Below are 25,380 nucleotides of genomic sequence, written 5' to 3'. Positions count from 1 at the left end.
TAGAGATAAAAAGTCTCTGGCGGCGAACCCAATACGGTCGGTTTTTCCAACTGCGAGCGAAGCTTTTGCTTGCAGGGCTGATGGATTCGCGAAGCGATGCGGCAAACGAGGAGAACAACCAATGAGTTGGACGGATGAGCGGGTCGAACTGCTCAAGAAACTCTGGGCCGACGGCCTTAGCGCGAGCCAGATTGCAAACCAGCTTGGGGGCGTCAGCCGCAATGCGGTTATCGGCAAGGTCCACCGGCTGAAGCTTTCCAGCCGCGGACGCGCCAGCCAGAAGCCGGCACGCCCGAAGAAGCCCTCCGCACCCCGACAGCCGTCGGCGCGGACCGGCACAGCAACCGCATCTCAGCGGCCGAGCGTTTCAAGCGTCGTTGCCAGCCAGTCCATGCCCCGGACGAGCTCTGCCGGCGCCACCGCTCTGAAAGCCGACTACGCGATCGACGAGGTTGCGGAACCCGTTTTCCAGCCGGCAGAAGAAGTCGTCGTGCCGATGAGCCGCCGCCTTTCGCTGCTGGAGCTGACGGAACGAACCTGCAAATGGCCCGTGGGCGACCCTCTCACCGAGGATTTTCATTTTTGCGGAAATGATAGCGGCGAGGGTACACCCTATTGTCAGGGCCATGCCCAGCTTGCTTATCAGCAGAATACGGAGCGACGGCGCAACCGCTGATTTGCAACGCACATGAACTTCGAGCGCCCGTCTCCATGGCGGGCGCTTTTTTGTTGCGTGGCTGCGCATTCCGCGCTTGTTGGCCTGAGCCATCCATGATCAGCTTTGACGTACGGCAATATCGGGGTTTGACGAATGAGCGAAACAAAGCAGGTCGCCGAGCATCTGGCAGAAATGCAGCTTCAGCCGCTGGACCTCGATCTGCATGGCAAGACCCGCCATTTCGATATTGCCGAACCGAAGCTTCCGAAATGGATCGAGGAGAATGCTTTCTCGTCGGGCGATTACCCCTATGACGACAAACTCAAGCGCAAGGACTACGAGGACACGCTCGAAGCGCTGCAGGGCGAATTGGTCAAACTGCATGCCCATATGCAGAAGACGGGCGAGCGCCTCGTTGTTCTTTTCGAGGGGCGCGATGCAGCCGGCAAGGGCGGCACAATCAGCCGGTTTCGAGGCCATCTCAATCCTCGCCAGGCCCGCGTTGTCGCCCTCTCCAAACCGACGGAGACCGAACAGGGCCAGTGGTATTTCCAGCGCTATATCCAGCACCTGCCGACATCGGGAGAGATCGTGCTGTTTGACCGTTCATGGTATAATCGTGCCGTTGTCGAACCGGTCATGGGCTTTTGTACAGAAGCCGAATACGAAGCGTTTCTGAACGCGGTGAACCCCTTCGAGAAACTCCTGGTGGACGACGGTATCCGGTTCTTCAAGTTCTGGCTCAATATCGGACGCGAGATGCAGCTCGAACGGTTTCACGACCGTGTTCATGATCCTCTCAAATACTGGAAATTCTCGTCTATCGACCTCAAGGGCATCAGTCTTTGGGACCGATATACCGACTACCGCAACCGCATGTTCGAAGCGACGCACACGGCGCATGCGCCATGGACGGTGATCCGTTCGAACGACAAGAGGCGCGCTCGGATTGAAGCCATACGGCAAGTGCTGCTGACAGCGGATTACGAAGGTCGCGACCCCGAGATCATCGGCGAGCCGGACAGCCGTATCGTCAAGGATGCGGCAACCTTTCTGGCGGCGAAACGCTAGTCACTTTACCCTTGAGACGCTCTACGGCCGGTTTATGGCTTGTCTTCTCCCATTTGTGGGGCGTACGGCCGGTCAGTTGGAAAAGCCCGCGCCAGGCGGCCCAGGACTGTATCAGCCAGTAGACGCAAAGCGATGGCAAGACCGCCATGACCGCCCCCCGTTCCCGCCAACTGGCCGCTCGCGCGCCCAAGATGAGGAAAGCCCCCATGCAGAGCGCGAAATTCATGAAATCCACGCCGAAAAGAGCGATCTGAAAGGAGTTCAGCCAGTCCGAGCCGGCGACCATGCCGACCGACATGATGAAGAAGCTCGCCAGCATGATCGGTAGCAGAAGCGCGGCGCCGGGAATCCCCGAAAGGAATATCTGCGATACAAGAAATGAACGAGGACCAAGCTCACGCCAAAGGCGAAGCGGGTTTCTGTTGTGGACGAGCCAGCAAACCATCCAGCCCTTTATCCAGCGCGTTCGCTGAGGCAGCCAATCGCGAAACCGGTCCGGGGCGTCCTCAAGCGTCGGCGCATTGATGACGCCGCTCCGGTATCCGTGTCTGGCCATTCGCATGCCGAGATCAGCATCTTCGGTCACATTGTGCGGATCCCAACCACCGACCTCGTCGAGAACGGAACGTCGAAAATGATTGGAAGTCCCGCCAAGCGGAAGCACGGTCCGTGTGGCTGCCAGAAAACGCAGCACGCCCCTGAAGAGCGCTGCGTATTCGAAAGCAAACTGCCTGGCGAGCCAATGATCGCCACCATTCGTGACGATCAGCGGCGCCTGTAGGCAGGCCACATCAGGCGCACTTTGTCGGAATGCCTGCCATGCTTCGATCAACTGGTCGGGATGAGGCCGGTCCTCGGCGTCGTAGAGGCAGACATACTCGCCACGGCAGGTCTGGAGAGCGAAATTAAGAGCTCGGGGCTTGGTGCGCGGGAAGCCCGACGGCACTTCGATTACTTCGACATGGGCAGGCGGGCGAAGGGCGTGAATGGCTTCGATCGTTTCTCGGTCATCCGCTTCGCAGACGAGCCGGATTTCAAGCCGACCTCGCGGCCAATGCAAGCGACCGAGCGCTGTCAGTAGCTGGCCGATCATATCGGCTTCGCGATAGAGCGCGACGAGCACGGTATAGACAGGGACGTCCGCCCCCTCGGCCATACGGTTGACCCTGACCTCTCGAGTTCCCGCATACGGAATCGCCATGATCCGCAGGACCATGCAACTGAGAAAGAAGGAAGAAGACAGGACATGAACCGTCATCAAGACCAGGAGAGGCCAAAAGAGCAGTCCTAGCGCGGCAAAGACGGCGAAGGCGCCAAGCAGGAAGGATTGCCATGCATTGGTCAATTGGCGGGCCGAGTATTCCGGCGTTCTGGAGAACAGGCCCAGTCGGGCGCGTCGGTCCATCCGCTCTGCCAAACGCTCGATCAATGCCTTGCGGAGCGAAGGACCCGCGACCATGCAGACATCGTCCTCTCCCTCGCCGGGCAGCCGAAAGGCACAAGCGACACTATCGGGCACAAGCCGCACATAGCGACCGTCAGGCAGACGATATCCGACGGCTATCTCGCTCCAAGAGACGGCGAGGAGCGAATTGATATCATCCGATGGGAGGACGAGCCTTGCCGGGTCGATCCCCGCCACGAGCGGCAGGCCGCTTTCTTCCGCAAGCGTCGCGGACCAGCGCTGACGTTCAAGTCCGGAAGAGGAGAGCACGGCCTCTTCCAGAGTAACGTGCTCGCGCCGTGCCAGATGGATCACATCCCGTAAATCGGCAGGCTCCCAACTCATACGGATAAGCACCCGAATGATGAGCTTGTCCCGATGGTCGCATTTCTCGAAAGGTCGCCGGGCGGCAGGGTGGAGCAGAAGCGTGGCACGGGGAGAGGCTGCGCCCGGCACCGCGACAGGCGCGATTTTCTCCGTCACACGGCCGAAGTCGGAAACCGGCAAATACACGTCGCCAGCCAGCCTTCGCCGGCTTGCTGTTATTGTCATTGAACTGCCCCCTTCGCGCCGGTCCATGCCAGGCGCCCTACTTCGCTCCCTCGCGAGTTACGTAAAGTAAGATTCAAAACAAGGACAAAATTGGGCAGCCTGCTCGCTGGCTGCACTCAAACCAATCTGTTATGCAGACGCGCCAATACTGATGGTGATCCGTTGAAACGCGTACGTAGTCTCTTCCTGCTCTTCTGGGTGATACCGGCCTGCCTCGTTTTGGCTGTCACCGGAGACCTGCAAGCCCAGCAGGCACCACCGACGCAACCGCGCCTTTGGGACGAGACCGAGCGTGTCGACAGGGTCGATGCATCTTCCGTTCAGCGCCTGCGTTTTCTGACCGTTCTGGACGATCCGCCATTTTCATTTCTGGACAAGTTCGGAAAGCTGGCCGGCCTTCACGTCGATCTGGTTCGCGCGATTTGCGAGGAACTCAACATTGCCGAGCGGTGCCAGATTCAGGCGCTGCCGTTCGAGGAGCTCATTTCGACGCTTCAGGAGGGCAATGGCGACGCAATTATAGCGGGCTTGCCGGCCACGGCAGAAAACAGGCGTTCCCTGATCTTCACCCGGCCGTATCTTCTGCCAGCGGCCCGCTTTCTCACATCCCGAAACGAACTTGGCGCGACACAGCCGGCCTCCTTCGAAGGACGGCGCGTGGGCGTCCTGGCCGGCTCCACCCATGAGACGCTTCTGCGACGCGACATGCCCGATGTCGACCCGGCCGTCTACACACGCGAAGACTGGATGCTCGAGGATCTCAAGTCGAACAAGATCGATGCAGTCTTTGGCGATGCGGCGCGCTATTCGGTCTGGCTGGCCGGACCCGGCGCCGACGGCTGCTGCGCTTTTGCCTCGGGCCCCTATCTGGCACCCGACCTGTTCGGCGATGGATGGATGATCGCGGTGTCGGAACGTGACAGAGCGCTGGCGGATGCGCTCAATGCGGCCCTGCGCACAATTTCCAACGATCAACGGTTCGAACAGATCTTCTTCCGCTATTTTCCGCTTGGCATCTACTAAACGCCTCTCGAACAGCAAGACGTTGACGACAACGGCGGGCCATCCTACCAGTCCGGCTTTCACAACGAATTCGAACGCCGAAAGCCGGCCCGACCAAGAGACCGTGATGAGCTTGCCGCCCCTGACCGACGAGGAACTGTCCGAGACCTTTCGCGCCGAGGCGGAAGCCAGCAAGGCCTGGCCCTTCGAAGAAGCGCGGAAGATCATGAAGCGCTACGAGAACAGCGCCTATCCCGAGGACGGTGTACTTTTCGAGACAGGCTACGGCCCGTCCGGCCTGCCTCATATCGGTACCTTCGGCGAAGTGGCGCGCACCTCGATGGTCCGACACGCCTTTCGCGTGATGACGGGCGACAAGGTGGCCACTCGGCTCATCTGCTTTTCCGACGATATGGACGGGATGCGAAAGATACCGGACAATGTCCCCAGCCCGTCCGCGCTCGATCCTCATTTGCAAAAGCCTCTGACCGCTGTGCCGGACCCGTTCTGCAACGAGCATGGGAGCTTCGGCGCTCACAACAATGCCAAGCTCCGCAGCTTCCTCGATACGTTCCAGTTCGAATATGAATTCGCGTCCGCGACTGAATACTACAAGTCCGGCGCTTTCGACGCGGTCTTGCTGGAGGCTGCCCGGAAGTATCGCAAGATCATGGACGTGATGCTGCCGACGCTGGGCGAAGAGAGGCAGGCCACCTATAGTCCTTTCCTGCCCATCAGCCCCAAGACCGGCCGCGTGCTCTATGTCCCGATGAAGAACGTGGACCCGGATGCCGGAACGATCACCTTCGACGATGAAGAAGGCGAAGAGACGACATTACCCATCACCGGCGGACAGGTGAAGCTCCAGTGGAAGCCGGATTTCGGTATGCGGTGGGCCGCGCTCGGCATCGATTTCGAGATGTTCGGCAAGGATCACCAGACAAATTCGGTCATCTACGACAAGATTTGCCGTATCCTCGGCGGCCGGGCGCCGGAGCACTTCGTCTACGAACTCTTCCTCGACGACAAGGGCGAGAAGATATCGAAGTCCAAGGGCAACGGAATCTCGATCGACGAGTGGCTGACCTATGCGCCGACCGAAAGTCTGGCGCTCTACATGTTTCAGAAGCCCAAGACGGCGAAGCGACTCTATTTCGATGTTATCCCGCGTGCGGTGGACGAATACTATCAATTCCTCGCCGCCTATGAGCGGCAGGACGCCAAGCAACGTCTTTCCAATCCGGTGTACCACATCCATGCCGGCAAGGTCCCCGCTGTGCAGATGCCGGTTCCGTTCTCGATGCTGCTCAACCTCGTATCCGCATCGAATGCGGAGAACCGCGATGTCATGTGGGGGTTCATCTCGTCCTATGCGCCGGGAACCAGCGCAGCAACGCACCCTGATCTCGATCGCCTGGTCGGATTTGCGCTCCGTTACTACGAGGACTTCGTAAAGCCCAACAAGCGCTTTCGTGCGCCGGACGAGGTCGAGCGTTCCGCGCTCGAGGAGTTGGGCCAAAGCCTGCGACGCCAGCCTGTCGATGCCGACGGCGCCACGCTTCAGGACGCAGCGCTTGATGTCGCGCGTGGTATCGAGCGCTATCAGGATCACAGCAAAAAGAGCCCGAGCGGTGGCCCGGGCGTCTCGGTGGTTTTCTTCCAGATGCTCTACGAAGTGCTGCTCGGCCAGGAACGGGGGCCGCGTTTCGGCTCTTTCGTTGCGCTTTACGGTACCGAGCGGACCGCAGACCTGATCGATCAGGCGCTGGCGGGCGAGCTGACAGGCGCGAATACGCCTGTCTGACGGGTTCGCTACTTCTTCTCCAGCAGCAGGCTGGTATCTTTCTGGAGCTTGCCGAGAATCTTGTCGGCCATGCCGGCCAGCAGCATCGGCAACCGCACTTCGATTCTCACATCGTCTTCGCGGACTTCGATTTCGCCGGTGACGTTCTGCCCCAGGGCCTTGGCATCGAAGTGGCAGGTATCGGCTTCCCAGCGGCTATTGAGGGCAATGCCCATGCCGATGTCGCCTGCATACCGGTCGAAGCCGCCCTTGATACGTGTCAGGGCCTCTTCTTTCGAAAGATCGTGGGAAACGGTCATACTCACAGGCTTGGCCATACAGGGCTCCGAATTTGATGAACTGGGGCGATCGGTCGCCGTGTCAGAACGGATATGGGTTTTCACCCGCGCCTTGGGAAGACGTGGTGCCCATTGTTACCGGCTGACTGCCCGTCTCTACCCGACCTTCGCTGTCGATAACAGGCCATTCCGCCGTCGGAAGGATGGTGATGACGGGATAAGTCCATTTGGGAGCAGAGAGATTTTGAGCCGGGTCTCGCACGATCTCGGGCGCGCAGGGTTGCGTGTCCTCGGTCCCGCAGATCTCGCCGGGCGACCATCCGCCAAGACCGTATAATCCCAGACTGTCCCGGCGCGCCTCTTCGTTCAGCGCGACCAGATCGTCTGCGCGATCAAGGTCGGCCTCATCGCCATCTTCGGTATCGGCGCTGACAGGCAATGCCCAGCCGCTGGCGACGAGCCAAGTCGCGATGTCCTCACCGCCCAGCAGGCAGCGCGTCCGCAGGATGCCAGTGTCGGCCGCGCTTTCGACAAGACTATCCTCTGTGGGCGGAACCAGACACGTAATGGCACGGCCCCGCAGCCATCGCCGAAGAGAGGCTCTGGCGATCACTCCGCATCGGCTTACGCCATCGGTGCACCTTTCACCGATCTCCGGCGCCACGATCTCGCTGAGAGAAAGCGTGTAGCCCTGCGCTTCCAACCGATTCGCAGCTGTCACCGTGGGACGGAAGAGGCGTTTCCAGGACCAGTCATCCTCCGCCATATCGAAAGTGCTTTCGCGATCGATCGTTATGGAGGGGACGTTCGGCCCGGCGAGAGAAGAAAGGGGCTCTCTAGGCGCGCCCCGCTCATATGTGGAGACATCGAGTTCCGGGGTTATGCGTCCGGGCGCGATCCGGCGTATCACTGGCCTTTCCGAACGCTTTTCCTGAGTTACCCGTTCGGCGCCGACCAATGATTCTTCGGCGTTAAGCGGCTCGACAGCGAGTGTCGCCAATAAGCTGAACAGGCAAAGAGACACGACAGAGGAACGGGGTTTCTCCACCACCATCTGTGAGAATACCGGCCTGCTTACTGACTGGCCCAGACGATCCGAGCGACCCATTCGACTTCACCCGTTACGAAGCTGCGTGGCGGATGATCCGAGTTGAACGAGTAAAGGTCAATCCCGTCATCGCCGTAACGTGCGAGCACCTTGGCCATCACCTCGCCCTGCCTCGTTCGAGCCACGACCCGATCGCCGAGCCGCAGAGGTGCACTAGGTGAAATGATCAGACGATCGCCGCTGCGATAGATCGGCTCCATACTATCGCCATGCACCTGCAGGGCCCAGAAATCGTCTCCTGGTTGTGCCGGAAAGGAAATCGTCTCCAGCCCCTCGCCCGCCGGATAACCGGCATCATCAAACCAGCCGCCGCCCCCCGCCTCGGCGAAGCCAAGCATCGGAATTTCGATGCCCTTCTGCGACTGATCCGACATTCCGCCATAGACGGGACCGTCGGCCTCGCCCACATAGTCGGCAAAATCAGAAATACTCCGGTCTGTGGCATGCAGAACCTTGAAGATGGATTCCGTTGACGGCCAGCGGTTGCGTCCGTCCTTGCTGACCCGCTTGCTGGGGTTGAAAGTCGTGGGATCAAGGCCCGAACGCCGTGCCAGCGCCGAGGGGCTCAAGCCTGCTTCAGCGGCAAGCCGATCAAGAGCTTTCCAGACATTCGCGTGCGATTTCACGCCGATACACCTTATCACATTACAACCTAAGCGTTGTGTAGGTTGCATCCCGTCAACTGTCTATAGGGTTTATGCAATATGTCGCTGCTCTTAAGGATAGTTCATCTTTCGAAAGTATAGGGCGCGCGCCCACTCATAAGCGCGCTCTCGAGATATTCGATCCGGTCCTGACCGAAGAAGAGTTCTCCATTGAGAACATAAGTCGGCACGCCTTCGATCCCGAGACTTGAAGCCTTTCGGGAATAGTCCACCCGTTTGCGCGTCGCTTCGCCGGTTTTCGCCAATTTCAATATTTCTTCGGCAGGCAATTTCAGGTCTGCAAGAATCGCCTTCATCTGCGCCTCGTCAGCAATATCCTTGTCGTCGGTCCACAGGGCTTGGAAGGCACGCAGCATGAAATCGCGCGGATCGATATCCAGCATGGTCAGCGCGATCACGATGTGATCGGCCAGATCGGGGTCGCTCGGAAAATGTGCGGGCTTGAGATTGATCGGCACGTCGCGCATTTCTGCGACGCGCCTCAAGTCCACGAGGCAGTATCGCCTCTTCAACTCTGTAGGTTGCATCGCCCTGTCGTCGGGGGCCGAATTGATCGCACCGAGATCCACGGGACGAAAGCGCAAATTCGCGTTCTGGCGATCAATAACCGTGCAGAGTGTTTCGTGTCCGAGATAGGTAAAGGGAGAAATCGAGGAGAAATAATAATCGACTGTTGCACTCAAGGGCACTGACCTCGCGGTTCGGTGACGTTTGATGAAAAACATATGTTAATTCGAACGTCACCTCTCCTAGCGAGTTCCCTCCCTTTTCTGAAATTCCTCCCACTTCAAGCGACAAGAAAAAAGGGCCGCCGATCACTCGGCAGCCCCGGTTCGCTCTAAGGGATTTCTACTCAGGCAGCGGATTTCTGCCCGGTCGGGAAGCGCTCGTAGAAGGTCTGGTCTTTCGAAGCCATATCGCGAAGCAATTCCGGAACCGCGAACTGATCGCCATAGTCCGCCTTCAGTTCGTCTGCGCGTTCGACGAATGCTTTGACACCGAAACCATCGACGTAGGAAAGGGCGCCGCCTGTATAGGGGGCGAAGCCGAAAGCCAGGATCGAGCCGACATCCGCTTCACGCGGGTCTTCCACGATACCCTCTTCCATGACGCGCGCGGCCTCGATGGCGATGGTGAACAGGAAACGCTCTTCAAGCGTCTCGACGTCAAGTGAATCGACGTCCTTCTGGTCGAACATCTCCTTCAGGCCAGGCCAAAGGTGCTTCTTGGCCGGCTTTTCGGGGTACTCGTAAAAGCCCTTTCCAGCCTTCTTGCCGAGGCGCCCCTTCTCAACCAGTTCATCGACCATCTTCATATGGCGCTGATCGACGGCGTCGTCGCCGAGATCGCGTGCCGTCTGCTTCATGATCTTTTGCGACAGATCGATGGCCGTCTCGTCATTGAGTGCGAGCGGTCCGAGCGGCATACCTGCCATCTTGGCTGCATTCTCGATCATTGCCGGCGGCACGCCCTCGACAAGCATGTTGTAGGCTTCCGAGATATAGCGCAGCACGCAGCGATTGACGTAGAAGCCGCGCGTATCGTTGACCACGATCGGCGTCTTGCCGATGGCACGGACGTAGTCGATGGCGGTCGCCAGCGCCTTCTCGCCCGTCTTTTCGCCAAGAATGATTTCCACCAGCATCATCTTGTCGACCGGCGAGAAGAAGTGGATGCCGATGAACTGATCCGGCGTCTTCGAATTCTCCGCCAGCGACGAGATCGGGATGGTCGACGTGTTCGAGGCGAAGATCGTGTCGGATGAAATGACCGCCTCAGCGCTCTCTGTCGCCGTCTTCTTGACGCCGCTATCCTCGAACACGGCCTCGACGATCAGGTCGCAATCCTTCAGATCATCGTAATCGGCGGTCGTCGTGATGCGCGAGAGAAGCTCCTGCTTGTCCTCTTCAGTGGCGCGCTTCTTCTTGATGCGGCCATCCATCAGGCTCTCGGCATGTTTGCGACCCTTCTGCGCGCTTTCGGCATCGCGGTCGAGAAGAACGACGTCAATCCCTGCCTTTGCAGTGACATATCCGATGCCCGCACCCATGAAGCCGCCGCCGCCAAGGACACCGACCTTCTTGAACTTCGCCTTGTCGATGCCGTCAGGACGGCGCGCGCCCTTGTTCAGCTCCTGCAGGCTGATGAAAAGCGAGCGAACCATCATGGCCGCCTCGGTCGTGCGCAGGATCTCGGTGAAATAGCGCTGCTCGATGGTCAGGCCGGTATCGATCGGCACCTGCAGGCCTTCGAAGACGCATTTCAAGATCGCTTCGGCAGCAGGGTAGTTGCCGTAGGTCTGCTTGCGCAGGATCGCGATCGCCGGCGGCCAGAGCTGGCTGCCCGACGCAGAATAGACAGGTTGGCCGGGGGCCCTGAACTTCTTCTTGTCCCAAGGCGCCTCCGGATCGACTTCGCCGGCCTTCAGCTTGGCCTTCGCGGCCTCGATCAACTGGTCAGCCGGCACAACCTCGTGGATGAGACCTGTCTTCTCGGCCTTTTTCGCGTCCATCGGCGAGCCGGTGGTCATGAACTTCAGCGCTTCCTGCGTGTCGATCAGGCGCGGAACACGCTGTGTGCCGCCTGCGCCAGGGAAGATCCCGACCTTCACTTCCGGCAGGGCGATCTTCACCTTTTCGCTGTCAGCGGCAATCCGATAGTGCGATGCGAGCGAAAGCTCGGTTGCGCCGCCCATGCAGGTGCCGTTGATGGCGGCCACCCAGGGCTTGCCGTTCGTCTCGATCTTGCGCCAGAGCCAGCTCATCCGACCGGCGCCATCGAAGAGTTCTTTCATGCCCTCTTCGGAAGGGTTCTCCTTCAACTCGCGTATGCGCTCCATGCGTCCGTTCAGCATGGAAAGGTCAGCGCCACCGGAAAAAGAGCCATCCTTACCGGAGGTGAATACAACACCTTTCACGGCATCATCGCTGCTGGTTGCATCACAGATCGCCTCGATCTCGTCCATCACCTCTTCGGTGAAGACGTTCATCGACTTGTCCGGCATGTCCCATGTGACGAGGGTGATGCCGTCATTGTCCGTCTCGACGGTGAAGTTCTTGTAGTCAGTCATTTCTCTATCTCCTCCGTCTCTTCTCAAACGCGCTCGATGATGGTCGCGGTGCCCATGCCGGCACCGATGCAGAGCGTGCAAAGGCCGACATTGACGTCGCGGCGCTCCATCTCGTCCAGCAGCGTGCCGAGGATCATCGCGCCGGTCGCGCCGAGCGGATGGCCCATGGCGATAGCGCCGCCATTGACGTTCATCTTGTCGTGGTCGATGTCGAAAGCCTGCATGTAGCGCAGCACGACCGCGGCGAACGCTTCATTCAGTTCGAACAGATCGATATCGGACAATTCCATTCCGGCACGCTTCAGCAGCTTTTCCGTCACATCGACGGGACCGGTCAGCATCAGAGCCGGATCGGAGCCGACATTGGTGAAGGCGCGAATGCGAGCGCGAGGCTTCATGCCCATCGCCTTGCCGGCATCCTGAGAACCGAGAAGCACGGCTGCCGCGCCATCCACGATACCCGACGAATTGCCTGCGTGGTGGACATGGTTCACCGCCTCGATTTCGGGATGCGCCTGAATGCCGACGGCGTCGAAGCCGCCCATTTCACCCGGCATCACGAAAGACGGATTGAGCGAAGCGAGCGACTGCATGTCGGTGCTGGGCCGCATATGTTCATCCTTGTCGAGGATGGTCAGGCCATTGACGTCCTTTACCGGCACGATCGACTTGTCGAAGCGGCCGTCCTTCCAGGCGGCTTCCGCACGCTTCTGGCTTTCGACCGCATAGGCGTCCACGTCGTCACGCGAGAAACCGTATTTGGTCGCAATCAGATCGGCGGAGACGCCCTGCGGCATGAAGTAGGCCGGCAGGCCGACGGACGGATCGAAAATCCACGCGCCGCCGCTCATGCCCATTCCGACACGGCTCATGCTCTCGACACCACCGGCGACGACGATATCGTCCGAACCGGCCGCGATCTTGCCGGCCCCGAGATTGACGGCGTCGAGACCCGATGCACAGAAGCGCGAAATCTGTACGCCCGGCGCGCCGAAATCATATCCGGCCTCGAAGGCCGCGGCACGCGGAATGACGCCGCCAGCTTCACCGACGGGATCCACGCAGCCGAAAATGATGTCGTCAACTTTGGACGTATCAAGACCGTTGCGGTCGCGCACCTCTTCCAGCACATGGCTGGCAAGGCGAACGGACGGTACTTCATGCAGCGAGCCGTCCTTCTTGCCGCGGCCGCGCGGTGTGCGCACGGCGTCATAAATGAAGGCATCAGCCATTTCTTCTCTCCCTGTCTTTTTCGCGGCGTCGTTGAAACGTTCCGACACCGGTTTCCTTGATGGTGGCGCGATGCCACCAATTTCTGGCGCGATGAGCGCTAACCCCCGAAAGCCCTTGGCATAAGCGCCGCTGCCGACTGGTAGCCCGGTAGCGCGGCGATCTGCTCCAGCCACGGCGAAATATTAGGATAATCGGCAAGATCGATGCCGATTTCATCCGGCCAGTACAGGTAGCCGCAGCAGGCAAGATCGGCGATCGTCGCCCCGTCCGCAGCAAGCCATTTCCGGCCCTCAAGACGTGCATCGAGAACAGCGAGCGCACCCGCAAGCCGGCCATGCAGAAATGCCGTCACCTCGGTCTCGCCCGTCCTTTTGAGATGGCGGAGAAAGCGCAGCGGACCGGCATAACCGGAGACCTTCTGGCTATCGAACAGAAGCCAGCGCATGACTTCCAGTTCCTGCTCTTCGTTCGACGGACCATATGAGCCGAAATGACGAGCGAGATAGGTCAGGATCGCGCCGGACTGAGTAAGAGTAAGATCGCCATCCTGGCGGTGATGGGTCAGGACCGGAACCTCACCCATCACGTTGTTCTCGGTCCGCCAGTCAGACCCCCGGGTCTCGCCGTTGAAGAAATCGACCTTGATCGGCTCCCAGTCCGCCTCGTTCAACGCCAGCATCAGAGCTGGTTTGTACGCATTTCCGCTTTCGTAGAAGCAGTGCAGGCTGAATTCGGCCATCATCGATCTCCCCTAATGGCGATCTCCGGTTAAAACGCCTCTGCGGGGACGGCCATCATCGTCTCCGAGCCGGATTGAATGCGTGCGAGGCGTGTTGCCGTCTCCGGCATCAGGCGCTCCATGTAGTAACGCGCGAACTGCATCTTGGCTTCGTAGAAGGCCTTGTCGCCTTCGCCATTATCCAGTTTTTCCTTCGCAGCCTTGGCCATGAGGCCCCACATGTAGCCGATCCCGACAAGACCGAAGAGATGCATGAAATCAGTCGAGGCCGCACCGGCATCATTCGGGTTCTTCATGCCGTTCTGCATCAGCCACATGGCCGAGGCCTGCATATCGTTCAGCCCCTTCTTGATATGCTTGGTGAAGAAGGAGAGGTCGTCATTCTCGCGGTTGCTCTCGCAGAATTCACCGACTTCCTCGAAGAAGGCCATGATTGGCTTGCCATTCTTCATGCCGAGCTTGCGACCGACCAGATCGAGCGCCTGAATGCCGTTTGCGCCTTCATAGATCATGGCGATACGGGCATCGCGCACGAACTGGCTCATGCCCCATTCCTCGATATAGCCGTGACCGCCATAGACCTGCTGCGCATTGGTGGCATTTTCGTAGCCCTTGTCGGTCAGAACGCCTTTCAGAACCGGCGTCATGAGCGAGAGCAGATCATGGGCGCTTTCGGCCTGCGGTGCATCGCCCGAGCGGTGATGCATGTCCGCCTTCAGCGCGCTCCAGAGCATGAGGGCACGGGCCCCTTCATTGAAGGTACGGATCGTCAGCAGCGTTCTGCGGATATCGGGATGCACGATGATCGGGTCGGCCTTCTGATCCGGCTCTTCGGCACCGGTGAGTGCACGGCCCTGCAGGCGTTCACGGGCATAATCGGCCGCGTTCTGGTAAGCGACCTCGGAAATCGACAAGCCTTGCAGCGCCACGCCGAGGCGCGCCTCGTTCATCATGGTGAACATGGCCTTCAGGCCCTTGTTCGCCTCACCCACGAGCCAGCCCGTTGCCTCGTCATAATTCATGACGCAGGTCGAATTGCCGTGAATGCCCATCTTCTCTTCGAGCGAACCGCAGGCGACGCCATTGCGTTCACCGACGCTGCCATCCTCGCCTACGAAATATTTCGGTACGACGAAAAGCGAAATTCCCTTTGTGCCTTCCGGCGCACCCTCGATGCGGGCAATGACCAGATGGATGATATTGTCTGCAAGATCGTGCTCGCCGGCTGAGATGAATATCTTCTGGCCGCTGATCTTGTAGCTGCCGTCATCCTGCGGCACCGCCTTGGTGCGCAGCAGGCCGAGATCGGTCCCGCAATGCGGCTCGGTCAGGTTCATCGTCCCTGTCCACTCACCGGACGTCATTTTCGGAACGTATTTGTGCTTCTGCTCGTCGCTGCCGTGGGCGAGCAGGGCCGCTATCGCACCCTGAGTCAGGCCAGGATACATCATCAAAGCCATATTGGCCGACGAGAAATATTCGCTGATCGCGGTATGGAGCGTGTAGGGGAGATTCTGGCCGCCAAACTCTTCGGGGATCGACAGTCCCATCCAGCCAGCTTCGCGATAAGCGTTGAAAGCGTCCTTGAATGCATCCGGCGTGGTCACGGAGGAGTCGTCGTGACGCACGCAACCTTCCTGATCGCCAATCTGATTGGTCGGAAGAATGATCTCTTCGGCCATGCGACCGGCTTCACCGATGATCGCCTCGACCATTTCGGCGTCAGCATCCGCGAAACCGGGCAAATTATTGTATTGCTGAAATTTCAGAACGTCATTCAGAACGAAAAGCGTATCTTTCACTGGCGCCTGGTAAACCGGCATCGAGATTTCCTCCGAAACAAATGCAGGCAATTCCGCAGCTTTCCGCAGAATGCCCCGATAGTCGGGCCACTTATCAAATTTTGACGTTTCCGTAAACGTCAAAATTTTCGGCGGCGATTTTCGTAGTCTGAAAAAATGGGGCACGGCCAAACGAAAAAAAGCCCGCCTCCGAAGCCGGAAGCGGGCTTAGCTCAGCTCGTTGCGAGGCAACTAATTTACGTCGCTCTTTTCGAGCGAGGTCCGAACCGCGTTCAGGGCCTGCTGAAGTTCGCCTATAGCGCCGTCCAGTTCCTCGCGTTGCTTCTCCAGTCGGCTGAGCTGGCGGCCGCCTTTTTCCAGCACGACTTTCATCTGCCGGTAGTTCGAACCGTCGGGCTCGTAGAGATCCATCATCTGCTTGACTTCGCGCAGAGAGAAGCCAACCCGCCGGCCGAGCAGAATGAGCTTCAAGCGCGTCACCGCACGCCGATCATAAAGCCGTGTGGTGCCGACACGCTTCGGAAAAACCAGCCCCTTGTCCTCGTAGAACCGAAGCGCACGAAGCGTCACGTCCAGTTCCTTGGCGACTTCGCCAATGCGCATATACTGCGCAGATCGCTCGCCTTCCTGGGTGCCGCCCTGCTCGTTCACGGATAGTGCCGCGTTTGATTTCATGTCCATTCTTCGGTTGCGACCTTCTTCTTCTTGTTCGTTAATCGCGCTCTCATCCTATCATTCCCAAAAATGACAGAACGAAGTCGCCTGAAAGCGACACCGCCGACCTCGTCTCAACAGGAGCAAAAATGAAAAAAGAAGCCGAGCGCCGGAGCGCTCAGCTTCAATAATGTAATCGTTATTATAAGAATACTCTAAGATATTTTCAAGGGAGTTCACAGCTATTGTCCGTCAACAATTCATTGATTGAGCATTCGCTCACTGTTGACGACCCCTGCCCCGCGGCGGTGCAGCCGGAAATTAACCGTCCTTAACCTGCTGTTTACCATACCCGTCAGATGGTTGCCCCGCGTGGGGTCATGAGACGCAATGGCGAGACGGGGATCGTTTCGAATACCGACGATCAGCGTCAAATTGGCCCCTAAGCCGCAAGGAGCTGGAGCGCCAATGCAGACGAAACGACATTCCTTCGATCTGGTGAACGCCGGCCGCACACGGCGCGAACCTTCTGCGCTCGGCAATCTCAGCGACAAACTCGCTGCGATCGAAGACAGGCTCGGCATGCATCAGGCGAATCCGCAGCCCCAACGGCAGGCGCAGCCGCAGACATCCCGCAAAAAGAGCACCACGGCAACAGAACTCGACGAACTGCGCGAACAGCTGCGCGCTGAGCTTCGCAAGGCCATCGACCAGGAATTTCGTGCCCTGACCGACAGACTCGATACGCTGCTCGACGATGCCGATGCGGGACGAGTCAAGGATGTTTCCGGCGAGTTGAGCCGCCTGAGCAAGGCGGTTTCCGACCTTTCGGCACTCGGCGAATCGCAGGGTGTGGACACGCTTCGCCGCGAAATGGACGAAATGAAGCAGGGGCTCGATCAGTTGGCCCGCGAAAAGACCGTCCGTGAAGCGTCCGATCGATGGGAGAATATCGACAAGCGCTGGGCGCACTTCGAGCGGCAGATGAGCCAGCAGGCCGATGCGCGCGGCGCCAGCGCCAAGGCGCTCGATAATCTTCAGAGCCGCATGGAAGCCATCGGGGAAAGCGTTTCGAGCCTTCCGCAGTCTCACGTCATCGGCGCGTTGCAGGATGATATGCGCGCTCTCATCGATACCGTTCACAAGAAGGCCGCAAACGGTCTTTCTCAGGACGCAATCGACACGATCGATGCGCGGCTGGACGAACTCTCCAGAGCCGTCGTTGCGGCGCAGTCACGTCCTGCCGAGATCGACACGAGCCCATTGGAGCGGATCGAAGCACGCCTGACATCTCTGGCAAAACAGGTCCAGCCTTCGAACAATCTGCGCGAGACGACCGAACTGGCCCGCCGGATGGAAGGACTGACGGAACGTGTCGAGGCTCTGACCGGCCGTTCGGAGGCCGCCGACAACGCCATTGAACGCATCGCCCACCAGCTTGGCACATTGACCCAGCATTTGGAAAAAGCGCCCCCGCCGATCGACCTTTCGCCGATCCTCTCGGCGATCGAGACCCGAATGGAAACGGTCGCTACTTCGCTGGAACGCAGTCAGCGGGAAGCCAGGGAACATTCCGAAGCGCTTTTCCGTGAATTGGATACAAAATTCGAGAATGCCAATCGCGAAATGGCCCCGAGCCTCGTCAACGAAGCCACCGAGCGGGCACTTGGCGAGATCGAAGAACGGCTTTCCCGCATTACCGAGCGTATGAACGACGAGGCCGAGCACAATGAAACCGAGCGGCAATCGCTGCTCGACAGGCTCGACCAGCGGTTCAACGCCCTATCCGACCGGATGCATGAATCGATCAGCGACGTCAGCACCACCGGTCGCGAGAACTTCGAATCCCTGCACACCCGCTTGTCGGATCTGAGCGAACAGGTCGAGAGCGGCGGAACGGTCGCCCATGCCGAAGCGATCAGCAATCTGGAGCACCAGATTGCAGAGCTGTCGGCCTATCTCAGCTCGGACAAGTCCGAGGGCGCGATTGCAGAGCTTAGCCCGCGTCTGACGGAAATCGAGCGCGGCTTGCAGCGCAATCAGGACGAGGTGATGGAAGCGGCGAGACAAGCTGTCGAGAACACGCTCCGCACCATGAGGGACGACGGCCCGGTGTCCGGGGAGGCGATGAACAGTCTCGGTGCGGATCTTCGCACGCTGGAAGAGCTTTCAAGACTGACCGAAGACCGGAATGCACGCACATTCGAGGCGATTCATGAGACGATGCTCAAGATCGTGGATCGACTGGCGGTCATTGAGGATATGCGTCTTGGCCTCGACCACGACGATGAAGACGACGCACCGCTTTCCGCAGCATCCGAGGCTTCAGCAGATCGCAGTGCTGATGCCGAGCCGATGGGAGTGCCGTCCAGCGCCGACACCGCGCTCGCGACCATTGCCGCGATGGCGCCGGACGATGTTTCGGTCGCACCGATGGCCGAGGACGAGGCCTTCCTGCGCGAGTTCATCGAAAGCGACGAGCCGTCCCCCTCTATGGAAGACACGCTTCCCGATGCGGAGGTGGACTTGCCGGATGAGCCCATGGAGCCGGGCTCCGGCGCGCCGGATCTGGATGCGGTCATTGGTCAGGTTCGCTCGCAGAAGGACACCGATCACGCCGAAGAGGGCATGATCGACCATGCCCGCAATGCAAAGGCCGATTTCGTTGCAGCCGCGCGTCGCGCAGCGCAGGCTGCCGCGGCTGATACAAGTGCCGGCCCCGGCGGTCAGTCTCGGTCCGCAGCCAAGGGCAGCAGCTCGAAAAGCCTGAAGACACCCTTGATGCTTCTGGCGCTGTGCCTCCTTCTGGCCTTCGGTGGATGGCAGATCTACGCCACCTTCTTCGATACCAAACCGCAGCTCGCACAAACGCCTGCGGCAGTTCCGGCGAGCCAGATCGCGGTCGAAGACGACGCGACGGCCGAAGCGGAAGAAGCCCTGATCGAGGGTACGATCGAACCATCCGAGACTGTTGCCGCGCCTGAAACCGATGCGGACACGAGCACCGCCTCCATATCGCCCGCCGAACCGGCGATTGCAGATGATGAGGCCGCGCCGCAGGACAGCCCGGAGCCCACCGCGGAAACGGTGGAGCAGCCCGTAAGCGAGGAAGCCGCGCAGCCTTCTGAGGATGCTGCGGCACAGGCAAGCAGCGGCGAGCGTTCGATCGCGTTCGGGACCGAGGCTCTGCAAATGGCGGTGTCCGAAGGCGACCCGGCCGCGTGGTACGAGGTCGGCACCCGCTATGCAGAAGGCCGCGGCGTCGACGCCGATATGGAAACTGCGGCAGGCTGGTTCGGTGCGAGCGCCGACGCCGGCTACGTGCCCGCACAATACCGCATCGCCCTTTCCTATGAGAAGGCGATGGGCGTGGAGCGCGATGCGGCACGTGCCGTCGATTGGTATCGGAAAGCTGCCGAGGGCGGCAATGCGAGAGCCATGCATAATCTCGGTGTGCTTTACGCTCAGGGCGCCGTCGGCGCGCCCGATAATGAGCAGGCCCTCCGCTGGTTCATGGATGCGGCGGAATACGGCATTCGCGACAGCCAGTTCAATCTGGGTATTCTGAATGCAAGAGGCATCGGCACCCCGCAGGATCTCGTTCAGAGCTACAAATGGTTTGCGCTGGCCGCCAAAAGTGGTGACACCGACGCAGCCGAAAAGCGGGACGAGGTCGCCAAAGCCTTGCGGCCGGAGCAACTGGAGCGGGCGCAAGGAATCGTGGAGCTCTGGAAGCCCAAAGCGCTCGATCCGGCGGTCAATGATCACATGACCGATCCGGCCTGGCTGAACGGTGAAAAGGATGACTCCACCGCCAGCGTCGACATGAAGAAGGCGATCCAGAACATTCAGGGCATCCTGATCAATCAGGGATACGAACTCGGAGCGCCCGACGGCGTGATGGGAAAGAAGACCGAAGCCGCAATCGCCTCCTTCCAGCGCGACCATGACATGGAAGCGACCGGCCGGGTCGATGAGGCGCTCATCAAGGCCTTGCTGAAGGCCAATGCGGCGCCCACGGTTGACGCTGACGCCAAGGCCGCCAATTAGCGGCACGTAGCCGGGCGAAAAGCACAAAGCGCGTCCCCAAACCATCCGAATTCCGGAGCCAATGCAATGCAGGTCGTCATATATCACAACGCGGCCTGCGGCACGTCGCGGAACGTCGTTGCCATGGTGCAGGAAGCCGGCTTTGATCCGATCGTGATCAACTATCTCGAGACGGGATGGACCAAGCCTCAGCTCCAAGGCCTTTTTGCCGCGGCCGGACTGCGGCCGCATGAAGCGCTGCGCGTCAAGGGAACGAATGCAGAGGCCCGTGGCCTGACCGAAGAAACGGTGGGTGACGACACTCTTCTCGACGCGATGGTCGACGATCCCATTCTCGTCAATCGCCCGATCGTCTGCTCATCGCGCGGCGTACGACTTTGCCGGCCCAGCGAAATGGTTCTCGACCTTCTGCCGCCCGGCGTCATCGACCATTTTGTCAAGGAAGACGGCGAAGAGGTCCAGCCACGCGAGGGCTGAACGCTTCACTTGGCCCTGCAAGACTTACCGGCACGTTTGACTTAAAGGTGCTGCAAGCGCATCTAGGCCGTCATCGATCCGAGATGCGGCATCTGACGATTGGGCCTGGGTGGCGTGAGTATATACCTTCCCATTGCTGAGATATCAGTCAACCTCTTCGTCCTCATCCTTATGGGCGGGGCTGTCGGCTTCCTGTCCGGGCTTTTCGGCGTGGGAGGAGGGTTTCTGATCACCCCCCTTCTGATCTTCTACAATATCCCGCCAAGTGTAGCCGTTGCCACCGGCGCCAATCAGGTCATCGCCTCCTCCTTCTCCGGGATGCTCGCGCATCTGAAACGGGGGACGGTGGACGTCAAACTGGGTCTTTTCCTGCTCGGTGGCGGCGTTCTCGGCGCATTTGCCGGCACCCAGGTCTTTCGAATTCTAAGAGAACAGGGCCAGCTCGATCTGGTGGTGTCTCTTCTCTACGTGGTCTTTCTCGGCATCATCGGCGCCTTGATGCTGACCGAAAGCGTTCGCGCCCTTAGGCGGTCGCGTGGCGGCCGTCCGGTGCCGATGCGGCGCGCAGGCGAACATAACTGGGCGCACGGCCTGCCGCTGAAGATGCGCTTCCGGCAGAGCCGCATCTTCGTTTCGGTCATACCTGTCATCGGCCTGGGCATTTTCGTTGGCTTTCTGTCGGCCATCATGGGCGTCGGCGGCGGCTTCATCATGGTCCCTGCCATGATCTACTTGCTGAAAGTCCCGACCAATGTGGTCATCGGCACGTCGCTCTTTCAGATCGTCTTTACATCCGCCTTCACCACGGTCAGCCACGCCATGACCAACCAGACGGTGGATATCATTCTGGCTGTCGCGCTCATGGCGGGCGGAGTGGCCGGCGCGCAATACGGCGCATTCGTCGGCCAGAAGCTGAGAGGCGAGCAGCTTCGAGCCTTGCTAGCACTGCTCGTGCTTCTCGTCTGCCTGCGCCTCGGTTTCGACCTGGTCGTCACGCCGGACGATCTGTTCTCCGTCGTGACGGGAGGTGTATGATGGCCTGTCGTGCTGGCGTCCTCTTCGGCGCTTTCCTCTTTCCGCTTGCCGCCTTCGCCCAGCCGAAGGTGCCAGACGCCATAGGACCGCAACCACAGATCGAGATCGGCCTCTCCACCGATACGATCTATATCACGACCGATTTCACGGGTGCGGCCCTGACGGTCTTCGGCTCGGTGACCGATCCCTCCGGCCTGTCGGAAGGGGCCGACACTGCCTATGCCATCGCCGTCACGCTCGAGGGCCCTCGCCAGACCGCTGTGGTACGCAAGAAAAGCAGGGTTTTCGGCATCTGGGTGAACACCCAGTCGGAAGAGCTGGATAACATCCCGCTTTCCTACTCGATTGCCACATCCGGGCAGATCTCGGATGTGATGGAGAACCAGACGCTGGCCGATCTTGGCATTGGAATCGATGCTATCGCTTCCGGCACGGCCGAGCGGCGTTCGGACCTGACCGAATTCGTCGCGGCCTTGCGGCGCCAGCGCTTGGAGAACGGCTTCTATACAGAGAACGAAGACTCCATCCAGTTCCTTTCAGGTCCGCTCTTTCGAGCCCGGCTCAACCTTCCAGCGGCCATTCCTGTGGGCCTGCATGTCGTTGAAGCCTATCTTTTCGCCAACGGACGCATGATCGACCAGGCGTCACTTCCGCTGCGCATCGCCAAGAGCGACTGGGAACAGACGGTCAGCCGTACGGCACGCAACAACTCCTTTCTCTACGGTCTGGCCGCCGTCATCCTTGCGGTGCTGACGGGCTGGCTGGGACGAATGATCTTCAAACGCGACTAAGTTGTGCTAGGAGGCTGCAGGCATGGGGAGAGCGCGAGGAAAGAGATGAGATTCGACCGACAAAATGCCGCGACGGCGAATCTGCTCACCTTCGGCGGCTATCTGCCCTTCGGCGGTCTGACGCTTTTCTTTCTCGTTCCCGAAATCGCCCCGCTCTCGCGATCTGGCAGCCTGATTCTGCTGATCGGCTACGGCGCGGTCATTCTCTCGTTTCTAGGCGGTATCCGCTGGGGCATTGCCACGGCAAGGAACGATGAAGGCACCGGCCGCGAGCTTCTGACCTCGGTCGTGCCTTCGCTCATCGCCTGGATGTGCCTGACGCTTCCCAGCGCACCGGCCCTCGTTATGCTCGCCGTCACATTCATCTGGCATTATTTCTGGGACCGCCGCCATGCACAAAAGCATAGCCTGCCAGAATGGTTCATGCCCATGCGCAAGAGGATCACCCTGCTCGTCGTGCCGACGCTTCTCGTCGCCGCCGTCGCCTTTATCGTCTGATAGACCGCTCGACTCGTAAATCTGCAACGGATGCCGCCAAAGTGGCAGTCGCCGGCCCAATGCGCTTTTCACGGCATTGCAACGAACTGGAAAATCGGTTCTTTCTCCAAGTCGGGGAAAAGGGGATTTTCAAGTGAAGTATCAATTCGTGGGTACCACGCAGCGTCTGATTGGCACTCTCGCGGCGGGCGTGGCCGTCTTGGCGATCGCGGCACCATCGGCATCAGCCGAGTCGCTGACGACGACGTTTGATTCGAATAACGAACTTTCAGGCAATTTCTTTGATATCAACGTTCTGACGAATCAAATTACGATAACGGCGTTGGACATCAACACCAGCCTCAGCCCAAGAGTGCGGGTGTTTACGCGGTTGGGAACGGCAAAGGGCAATACAGGCAGCGCAACGGGCTGGGTCGACCGTGGTACCTACAATGTAACGCCTGCGGGTGAAGACAATCCTACCTCGGTCGATCTGGTCGACTTTGCATTAGCCGGCGGCACCTACGGTTTTCTGGTCACGACAGATGACGACATTCATTACAAAAATGGCGGGTCATATAGCGACATCGTTGCGCAGAACGCTAACCTTGAAATTACCGGGGGACAGGGCACATCGGGGACCGTCGACAGCCCCTTTGGCGGCACCATCATCAACCTGAGAACTTGGAACGGTACGATCTATTACCTCCTCGGCCTCTCCGGGCCGAGCGATGAGAGCCTCGGCGTAACCGACCAGCAGAACGCCTACTCTTCGCTTCTCGTCGTGCAAGGCGGGCGCAGCTTTCTCAACGCGACGAGCGGTGTGATCGGTGAGCGCTTCGGCTTTGCCGGCTCGGCGCCGACCAGCGCGCCTCTTGCTTTCGGGCCGGAAGCCACGAAAGAAGATGGCCCGTTCGGCCATAGCCGCGAAAGCGTTTTCAACGCCGATATTGTCACACCGGGCTACATGCCGCCGCGCTTCCATGCATGGATCTCCGGCGACGTCACCGGCTATGATGGCGATGGCGACAGTTTCGACGGCGGCCTCTATGGCGGCTCGCTCGGCATCGATTATACCTTGAGCGACCGTATCGTGCTCGGCCTTTTCGCCGGTTACGGCGCATCCGACTTCGACACGGTGACGCGCGGCATTGGCGGCGGCTTCGATGCCGACGCCTACACGGTCGGCGGCTATGCCGGCTTCGCCGCGACGGACGCGCTGACCCTCTCGCTGACGGGCGGTTACACCCACACCGAATATGATCTGCAGACCGGCGGCACCACAGGTGAGTTCGACGGCGATGGCGGGTTCGTCGCCGCCGACGCGAAGTACAGCATCGCCTATGGCGGCTTCAATATCGTGCCGCGGCTATCGGCGATTTATGCTGTCGAAGAGCAGGACGGATACACCGACAGTGACGGTGTCGACGTCGATGACAACTCCGTGCATTCCGGGCGGGTCGCTTTCGGCACGCGCCTCTATCGCAGCCTCGATATGTTCGGGTCCCGTCCGCTCGTCGCGTTTGTCGGCGCGGAGGGCGGCTACGACTTCTCCGATCAGGATGTCGCGGCGGCAAGCGGACTTCCGGACTTCGGCGATCAGTTCTCCGCGAGCTTCGACGCGGGCGCGACAGTGGAGTTCACCGACAGCGCCGCCTTCACGCTGGAAGGCCAGCTGTCGGGCATCGGCACGGGCGACTATGTCGGATATGGCGGCAAGGCGCAGCTTTCCGTCCGCTTCTGAACCATCACGGCGGGAATGCGAAATTCCCGCCGTTCGACCTCAGTCGCCGACAAGGTGGTGGCCGCGTACACAATAGACACGGCTCTCGCCCAGCATGAACGCGCGAAGCTCTGCCCAGTCAAACAGGCCGGCATAGGCCCTGTGCCGTACATTGAGGCAGCCGGCATAAGCGCCGAAGGCCGGCAGGATCATGCGGTTTCCATCTGATGCAAAACACGGTGCACGCACCGCTCGGCCTCTCTGCACGATCCTTGCGCCGGGATGCAGATGGCCGGCCACCTCGCCGTCCGCCGACCCCGCCTGCGGTTCGTGGCGGAACCGAAGATTGCCTGCTTCCAGCGTTGCCATGGTCCGCCCCGGCAGGCCCTCAGGAGGTGCCGGATCGTGATTGCCGGCGATCCAGATCCAGTCTCGGCCTTCCATGATGCCATGCAAGGCAGTTCGGTCCACCTCGTTCATGCGCGCCGCCCCGCCATCGTCGTGAAAGCTGTCGCCAAGCGCCACGACACGCGCCGGCCGCCAGTAGTCGATGACGAGCTTCAGCCGGCACAGCGTCTCGCCGGTATCGTAGGGCGGCAGCATCATGCCACGGCGGGCGAAGCTGGACCCTTTTTCCAGATGCAGATCGGCAACCACGAGCGTATCGGCCTCCGGCAGCATCATCACACCTGAGGGATCGAGCAGGACGAGATGGCCGGCGAGCCGGTGTGGCGCGACGCCCGTCAT

The 25,380-nt window shown here is 59.9% G+C and carries 21 protein-coding genes; 10 read left to right on the top strand and 11 right to left on the bottom strand.

Annotation, left to right across the window (positions count from 1 at the left end):
- Positions 1–121 precede the first annotated feature (121 nt).
- Complete coding sequence (locus D8780_RS02075; RefSeq protein ID WP_121644147.1) at positions 122–676, top strand: GcrA family cell cycle regulator; 555 nt, start codon at positions 122–124, stop codon at positions 674–676.
- Between the two features lie 135 nt (positions 677–811).
- The gene (gene ppk2, locus D8780_RS02070; protein ID WP_121644146.1) at positions 812–1,729 is read left to right on the top strand and encodes a polyphosphate kinase 2; all 918 of its coding nucleotides are present in this window, start codon (positions 812–814) and stop codon (positions 1,727–1,729) included.
- Here ppk2 and D8780_RS02065 read toward each other — a convergent pair.
- Positions 1,692–3,725: a glycosyltransferase family 2 protein gene (locus D8780_RS02065; RefSeq protein WP_158598413.1), complete on the bottom strand. Its 2,034-nt coding sequence runs from the start codon at positions 3,723–3,725 to the stop codon at positions 1,692–1,694. The two genes, ppk2 and D8780_RS02065, sit on opposite strands and share 38 nt — an antisense overlap.
- Positions 3,726–3,887: 162 nt before the next feature.
- On the opposite strand from D8780_RS02065, the gene D8780_RS02060 reads away from it, so the two are divergent.
- Both D8780_RS02060 and D8780_RS02055 read left to right on the top strand, forming a co-directional pair.
- Positions 3,888–4,748 carry a transporter substrate-binding domain-containing protein gene (locus D8780_RS02060; protein WP_245412222.1) on the top strand — a complete coding sequence of 287 codons (861 nt, stop codon included), beginning with the start codon at positions 3,888–3,890 and terminating at the stop codon, positions 4,746–4,748.
- A gap of 106 nt (positions 4,749–4,854) precedes the next feature.
- Positions 4,855–6,531 (top strand): lysine--tRNA ligase, encoded by a 1,677-nt coding sequence (locus D8780_RS02055; RefSeq protein ID WP_121646299.1) that lies wholly within the window; start codon positions 4,855–4,857, stop codon positions 6,529–6,531.
- Between the two features lie 8 nt (positions 6,532–6,539).
- Here D8780_RS02055 and D8780_RS02050 read toward each other — a convergent pair whose 3' ends face one another.
- The 9 genes from D8780_RS02050 to D8780_RS02010 form a co-directional block, all read right to left on the bottom strand.
- Positions 6,540–6,848: a polyhydroxyalkanoic acid system family protein gene (locus D8780_RS02050; RefSeq protein ID WP_121644144.1), complete on the bottom strand. Its 309-nt coding sequence runs from the start codon at positions 6,846–6,848 to the stop codon at positions 6,540–6,542.
- 43 nt (positions 6,849–6,891) lie between these two features.
- Entirely contained in the window at positions 6,892–7,719 is an 828-nt protein-coding gene (locus D8780_RS02045; protein WP_210209454.1) for a thermonuclease family protein, read from the bottom strand.
- 164 nt (positions 7,720–7,883) lie between these two features.
- Positions 7,884–8,543, bottom strand: a complete 660-nt coding sequence (locus D8780_RS02040; RefSeq protein ID WP_121644142.1) for a S24 family peptidase — start codon at positions 8,541–8,543, stop codon at positions 7,884–7,886.
- 101 nt (positions 8,544–8,644) lie between these two features.
- A complete protein-coding gene (locus D8780_RS02035) occupies positions 8,645–9,265 on the bottom strand; it encodes a 2-hydroxychromene-2-carboxylate isomerase (protein WP_158598412.1) in 621 nt (206 codons plus the stop codon).
- Between the two features lie 170 nt (positions 9,266–9,435).
- Positions 9,436–11,652, bottom strand: a complete 2,217-nt coding sequence (locus D8780_RS02030; RefSeq protein WP_121644140.1) for a 3-hydroxyacyl-CoA dehydrogenase NAD-binding domain-containing protein — start codon at positions 11,650–11,652, stop codon at positions 9,436–9,438.
- Positions 11,653–11,675: 23 nt separating this feature from the next.
- A complete protein-coding gene (locus tag D8780_RS02025; protein ID WP_121644139.1) occupies positions 11,676–12,884 on the bottom strand; it encodes an acetyl-CoA C-acetyltransferase in 1,209 nt (402 codons plus the stop codon).
- 98 nt (positions 12,885–12,982) lie between these two features.
- Positions 12,983–13,627 carry a glutathione S-transferase family protein gene (locus D8780_RS02020; RefSeq protein ID WP_342633417.1) on the bottom strand — a complete coding sequence of 215 codons (645 nt, stop codon included), beginning with the start codon at positions 13,625–13,627 and terminating at the stop codon, positions 12,983–12,985.
- A gap of 26 nt (positions 13,628–13,653) precedes the next feature.
- A complete protein-coding gene (locus tag D8780_RS02015; RefSeq protein ID WP_121646298.1) occupies positions 13,654–15,447 on the bottom strand; it encodes an acyl-CoA dehydrogenase C-terminal domain-containing protein in 1,794 nt (597 codons plus the stop codon).
- 210 nt (positions 15,448–15,657) lie between these two features.
- The gene (locus D8780_RS02010; RefSeq protein ID WP_121646297.1) at positions 15,658–16,101 is read right to left on the bottom strand and encodes a MerR family transcriptional regulator; all 444 of its coding nucleotides are present in this window, start codon (positions 16,099–16,101) and stop codon (positions 15,658–15,660) included.
- Between the two features lie 447 nt (positions 16,102–16,548).
- Here D8780_RS02010 and D8780_RS02005 point away from each other — a divergent pair, with 447 nt between their 5' ends.
- The 6 genes from D8780_RS02005 to D8780_RS01980 all read left to right on the top strand — a co-directional run bounded on the left by D8780_RS02005 (position 16,549) and on the right by D8780_RS01980 (position 24,654).
- A complete protein-coding gene (locus D8780_RS02005) occupies positions 16,549–20,130 on the top strand; it encodes a peptidoglycan-binding protein (protein ID WP_121644137.1) in 3,582 nt (1,193 codons plus the stop codon).
- Positions 20,131–20,196: 66 nt separating this feature from the next.
- On the top strand, positions 20,197–20,607 hold the full coding sequence (arsC, locus tag D8780_RS02000) for an arsenate reductase (glutaredoxin) (RefSeq protein WP_121644136.1): 411 nt from the start codon (positions 20,197–20,199) through the stop codon (positions 20,605–20,607).
- A 114-nt stretch (positions 20,608–20,721) separates the two neighbouring features.
- Entirely contained in the window at positions 20,722–21,642 is a 921-nt protein-coding gene (locus D8780_RS01995) for a sulfite exporter TauE/SafE family protein (protein WP_121646296.1), read from the top strand.
- Positions 21,639–22,433 carry a TIGR02186 family protein gene (locus D8780_RS01990; RefSeq protein ID WP_121644135.1) on the top strand — a complete coding sequence of 265 codons (795 nt, stop codon included), beginning with the start codon at positions 21,639–21,641 and terminating at the stop codon, positions 22,431–22,433. Before D8780_RS01995 ends, D8780_RS01990 begins: the two co-directional genes overlap by 4 nt.
- Before the next feature lie 45 nt (positions 22,434–22,478).
- Positions 22,479–22,931 (top strand): DUF3429 domain-containing protein, encoded by a 453-nt coding sequence (locus tag D8780_RS01985; RefSeq protein WP_121644134.1) that lies wholly within the window; start codon positions 22,479–22,481, stop codon positions 22,929–22,931.
- A gap of 148 nt (positions 22,932–23,079) precedes the next feature.
- Positions 23,080–24,654 (top strand): autotransporter outer membrane beta-barrel domain-containing protein, encoded by a 1,575-nt coding sequence (locus tag D8780_RS01980; protein ID WP_210209453.1) that lies wholly within the window; start codon positions 23,080–23,082, stop codon positions 24,652–24,654.
- Between the two features lie 39 nt (positions 24,655–24,693).
- On the opposite strand, the gene pdeM is transcribed toward D8780_RS01980, so the two are convergent.
- Positions 24,694–25,380 carry a ligase-associated DNA damage response endonuclease PdeM gene (gene pdeM / locus D8780_RS01975; protein ID WP_121644132.1) on the bottom strand — a complete coding sequence of 229 codons (687 nt, stop codon included), beginning with the start codon at positions 25,378–25,380 and terminating at the stop codon, positions 24,694–24,696.

It is taken from the genome of Notoacmeibacter ruber (genome assembly GCF_003668555.1).
GTDB classification, from domain to species: domain Bacteria; phylum Pseudomonadota; class Alphaproteobacteria; order Rhizobiales; family Rhizobiaceae; genus Notoacmeibacter; species Notoacmeibacter ruber.
Note: the sequence above shows the minus strand (reverse complement) of the source record. Positions and strands in the feature narration are given on the sequence as shown.

Excerpts from the sequence above, each read along its gene's own strand:
- D8780_RS02065 (WP_158598413.1), bottom strand. The coding sequence starts at position 3,725 with ATGACAATAACAGCAAGCCGGCGAAGGCTGGCTGGCGACGTGTATTTG.
- D8780_RS02025 (WP_121644139.1), bottom strand. The coding sequence starts at position 12,884 with ATGGCTGATGCCTTCATTTATGACGCCGTGCGCACACCGCGCGGCCGC.
- ppk2 (WP_121644146.1), top strand. The coding sequence starts at position 812 with ATGAGCGAAACAAAGCAGGTCGCCGAGCATCTGGCAGAAATGCAGCTT.
- pdeM (WP_121644132.1), bottom strand. The coding sequence starts at position 25,380 with ATGACGGGCGTCGCGCCACACCGGCTCGCCGGCCATCTCGTCCTGCTC.
- D8780_RS02010 (WP_121646297.1), bottom strand. The coding sequence starts at position 16,101 with ATGAAATCAAACGCGGCACTATCCGTGAACGAGCAGGGCGGCACCCAG.
- D8780_RS02050 (WP_121644144.1), bottom strand. The coding sequence starts at position 6,848 with ATGGCCAAGCCTGTGAGTATGACCGTTTCCCACGATCTTTCGAAAGAA.
- D8780_RS02015 (WP_121646298.1), bottom strand. The coding sequence starts at position 15,447 with ATGCCGGTTTACCAGGCGCCAGTGAAAGATACGCTTTTCGTTCTGAAT.
- D8780_RS01985 (WP_121644134.1), top strand. The coding sequence starts at position 22,479 with ATGAGATTCGACCGACAAAATGCCGCGACGGCGAATCTGCTCACCTTC.
- D8780_RS02005 (WP_121644137.1), top strand. The coding sequence starts at position 16,549 with ATGCAGACGAAACGACATTCCTTCGATCTGGTGAACGCCGGCCGCACA.
- arsC (WP_121644136.1), top strand. The coding sequence starts at position 20,197 with ATGCAGGTCGTCATATATCACAACGCGGCCTGCGGCACGTCGCGGAAC.
- D8780_RS02030 (WP_121644140.1), bottom strand. The coding sequence starts at position 11,652 with ATGACTGACTACAAGAACTTCACCGTCGAGACGGACAATGACGGCATC.
- D8780_RS01990 (WP_121644135.1), top strand. The coding sequence starts at position 21,639 with ATGATGGCCTGTCGTGCTGGCGTCCTCTTCGGCGCTTTCCTCTTTCCG.
- D8780_RS02055 (WP_121646299.1), top strand. The coding sequence starts at position 4,855 with ATGAGCTTGCCGCCCCTGACCGACGAGGAACTGTCCGAGACCTTTCGC.
- D8780_RS02020 (WP_342633417.1), bottom strand. The coding sequence starts at position 13,627 with ATGATGGCCGAATTCAGCCTGCACTGCTTCTACGAAAGCGGAAATGCG.
- D8780_RS02075 (WP_121644147.1), top strand. The coding sequence starts at position 122 with ATGAGTTGGACGGATGAGCGGGTCGAACTGCTCAAGAAACTCTGGGCC.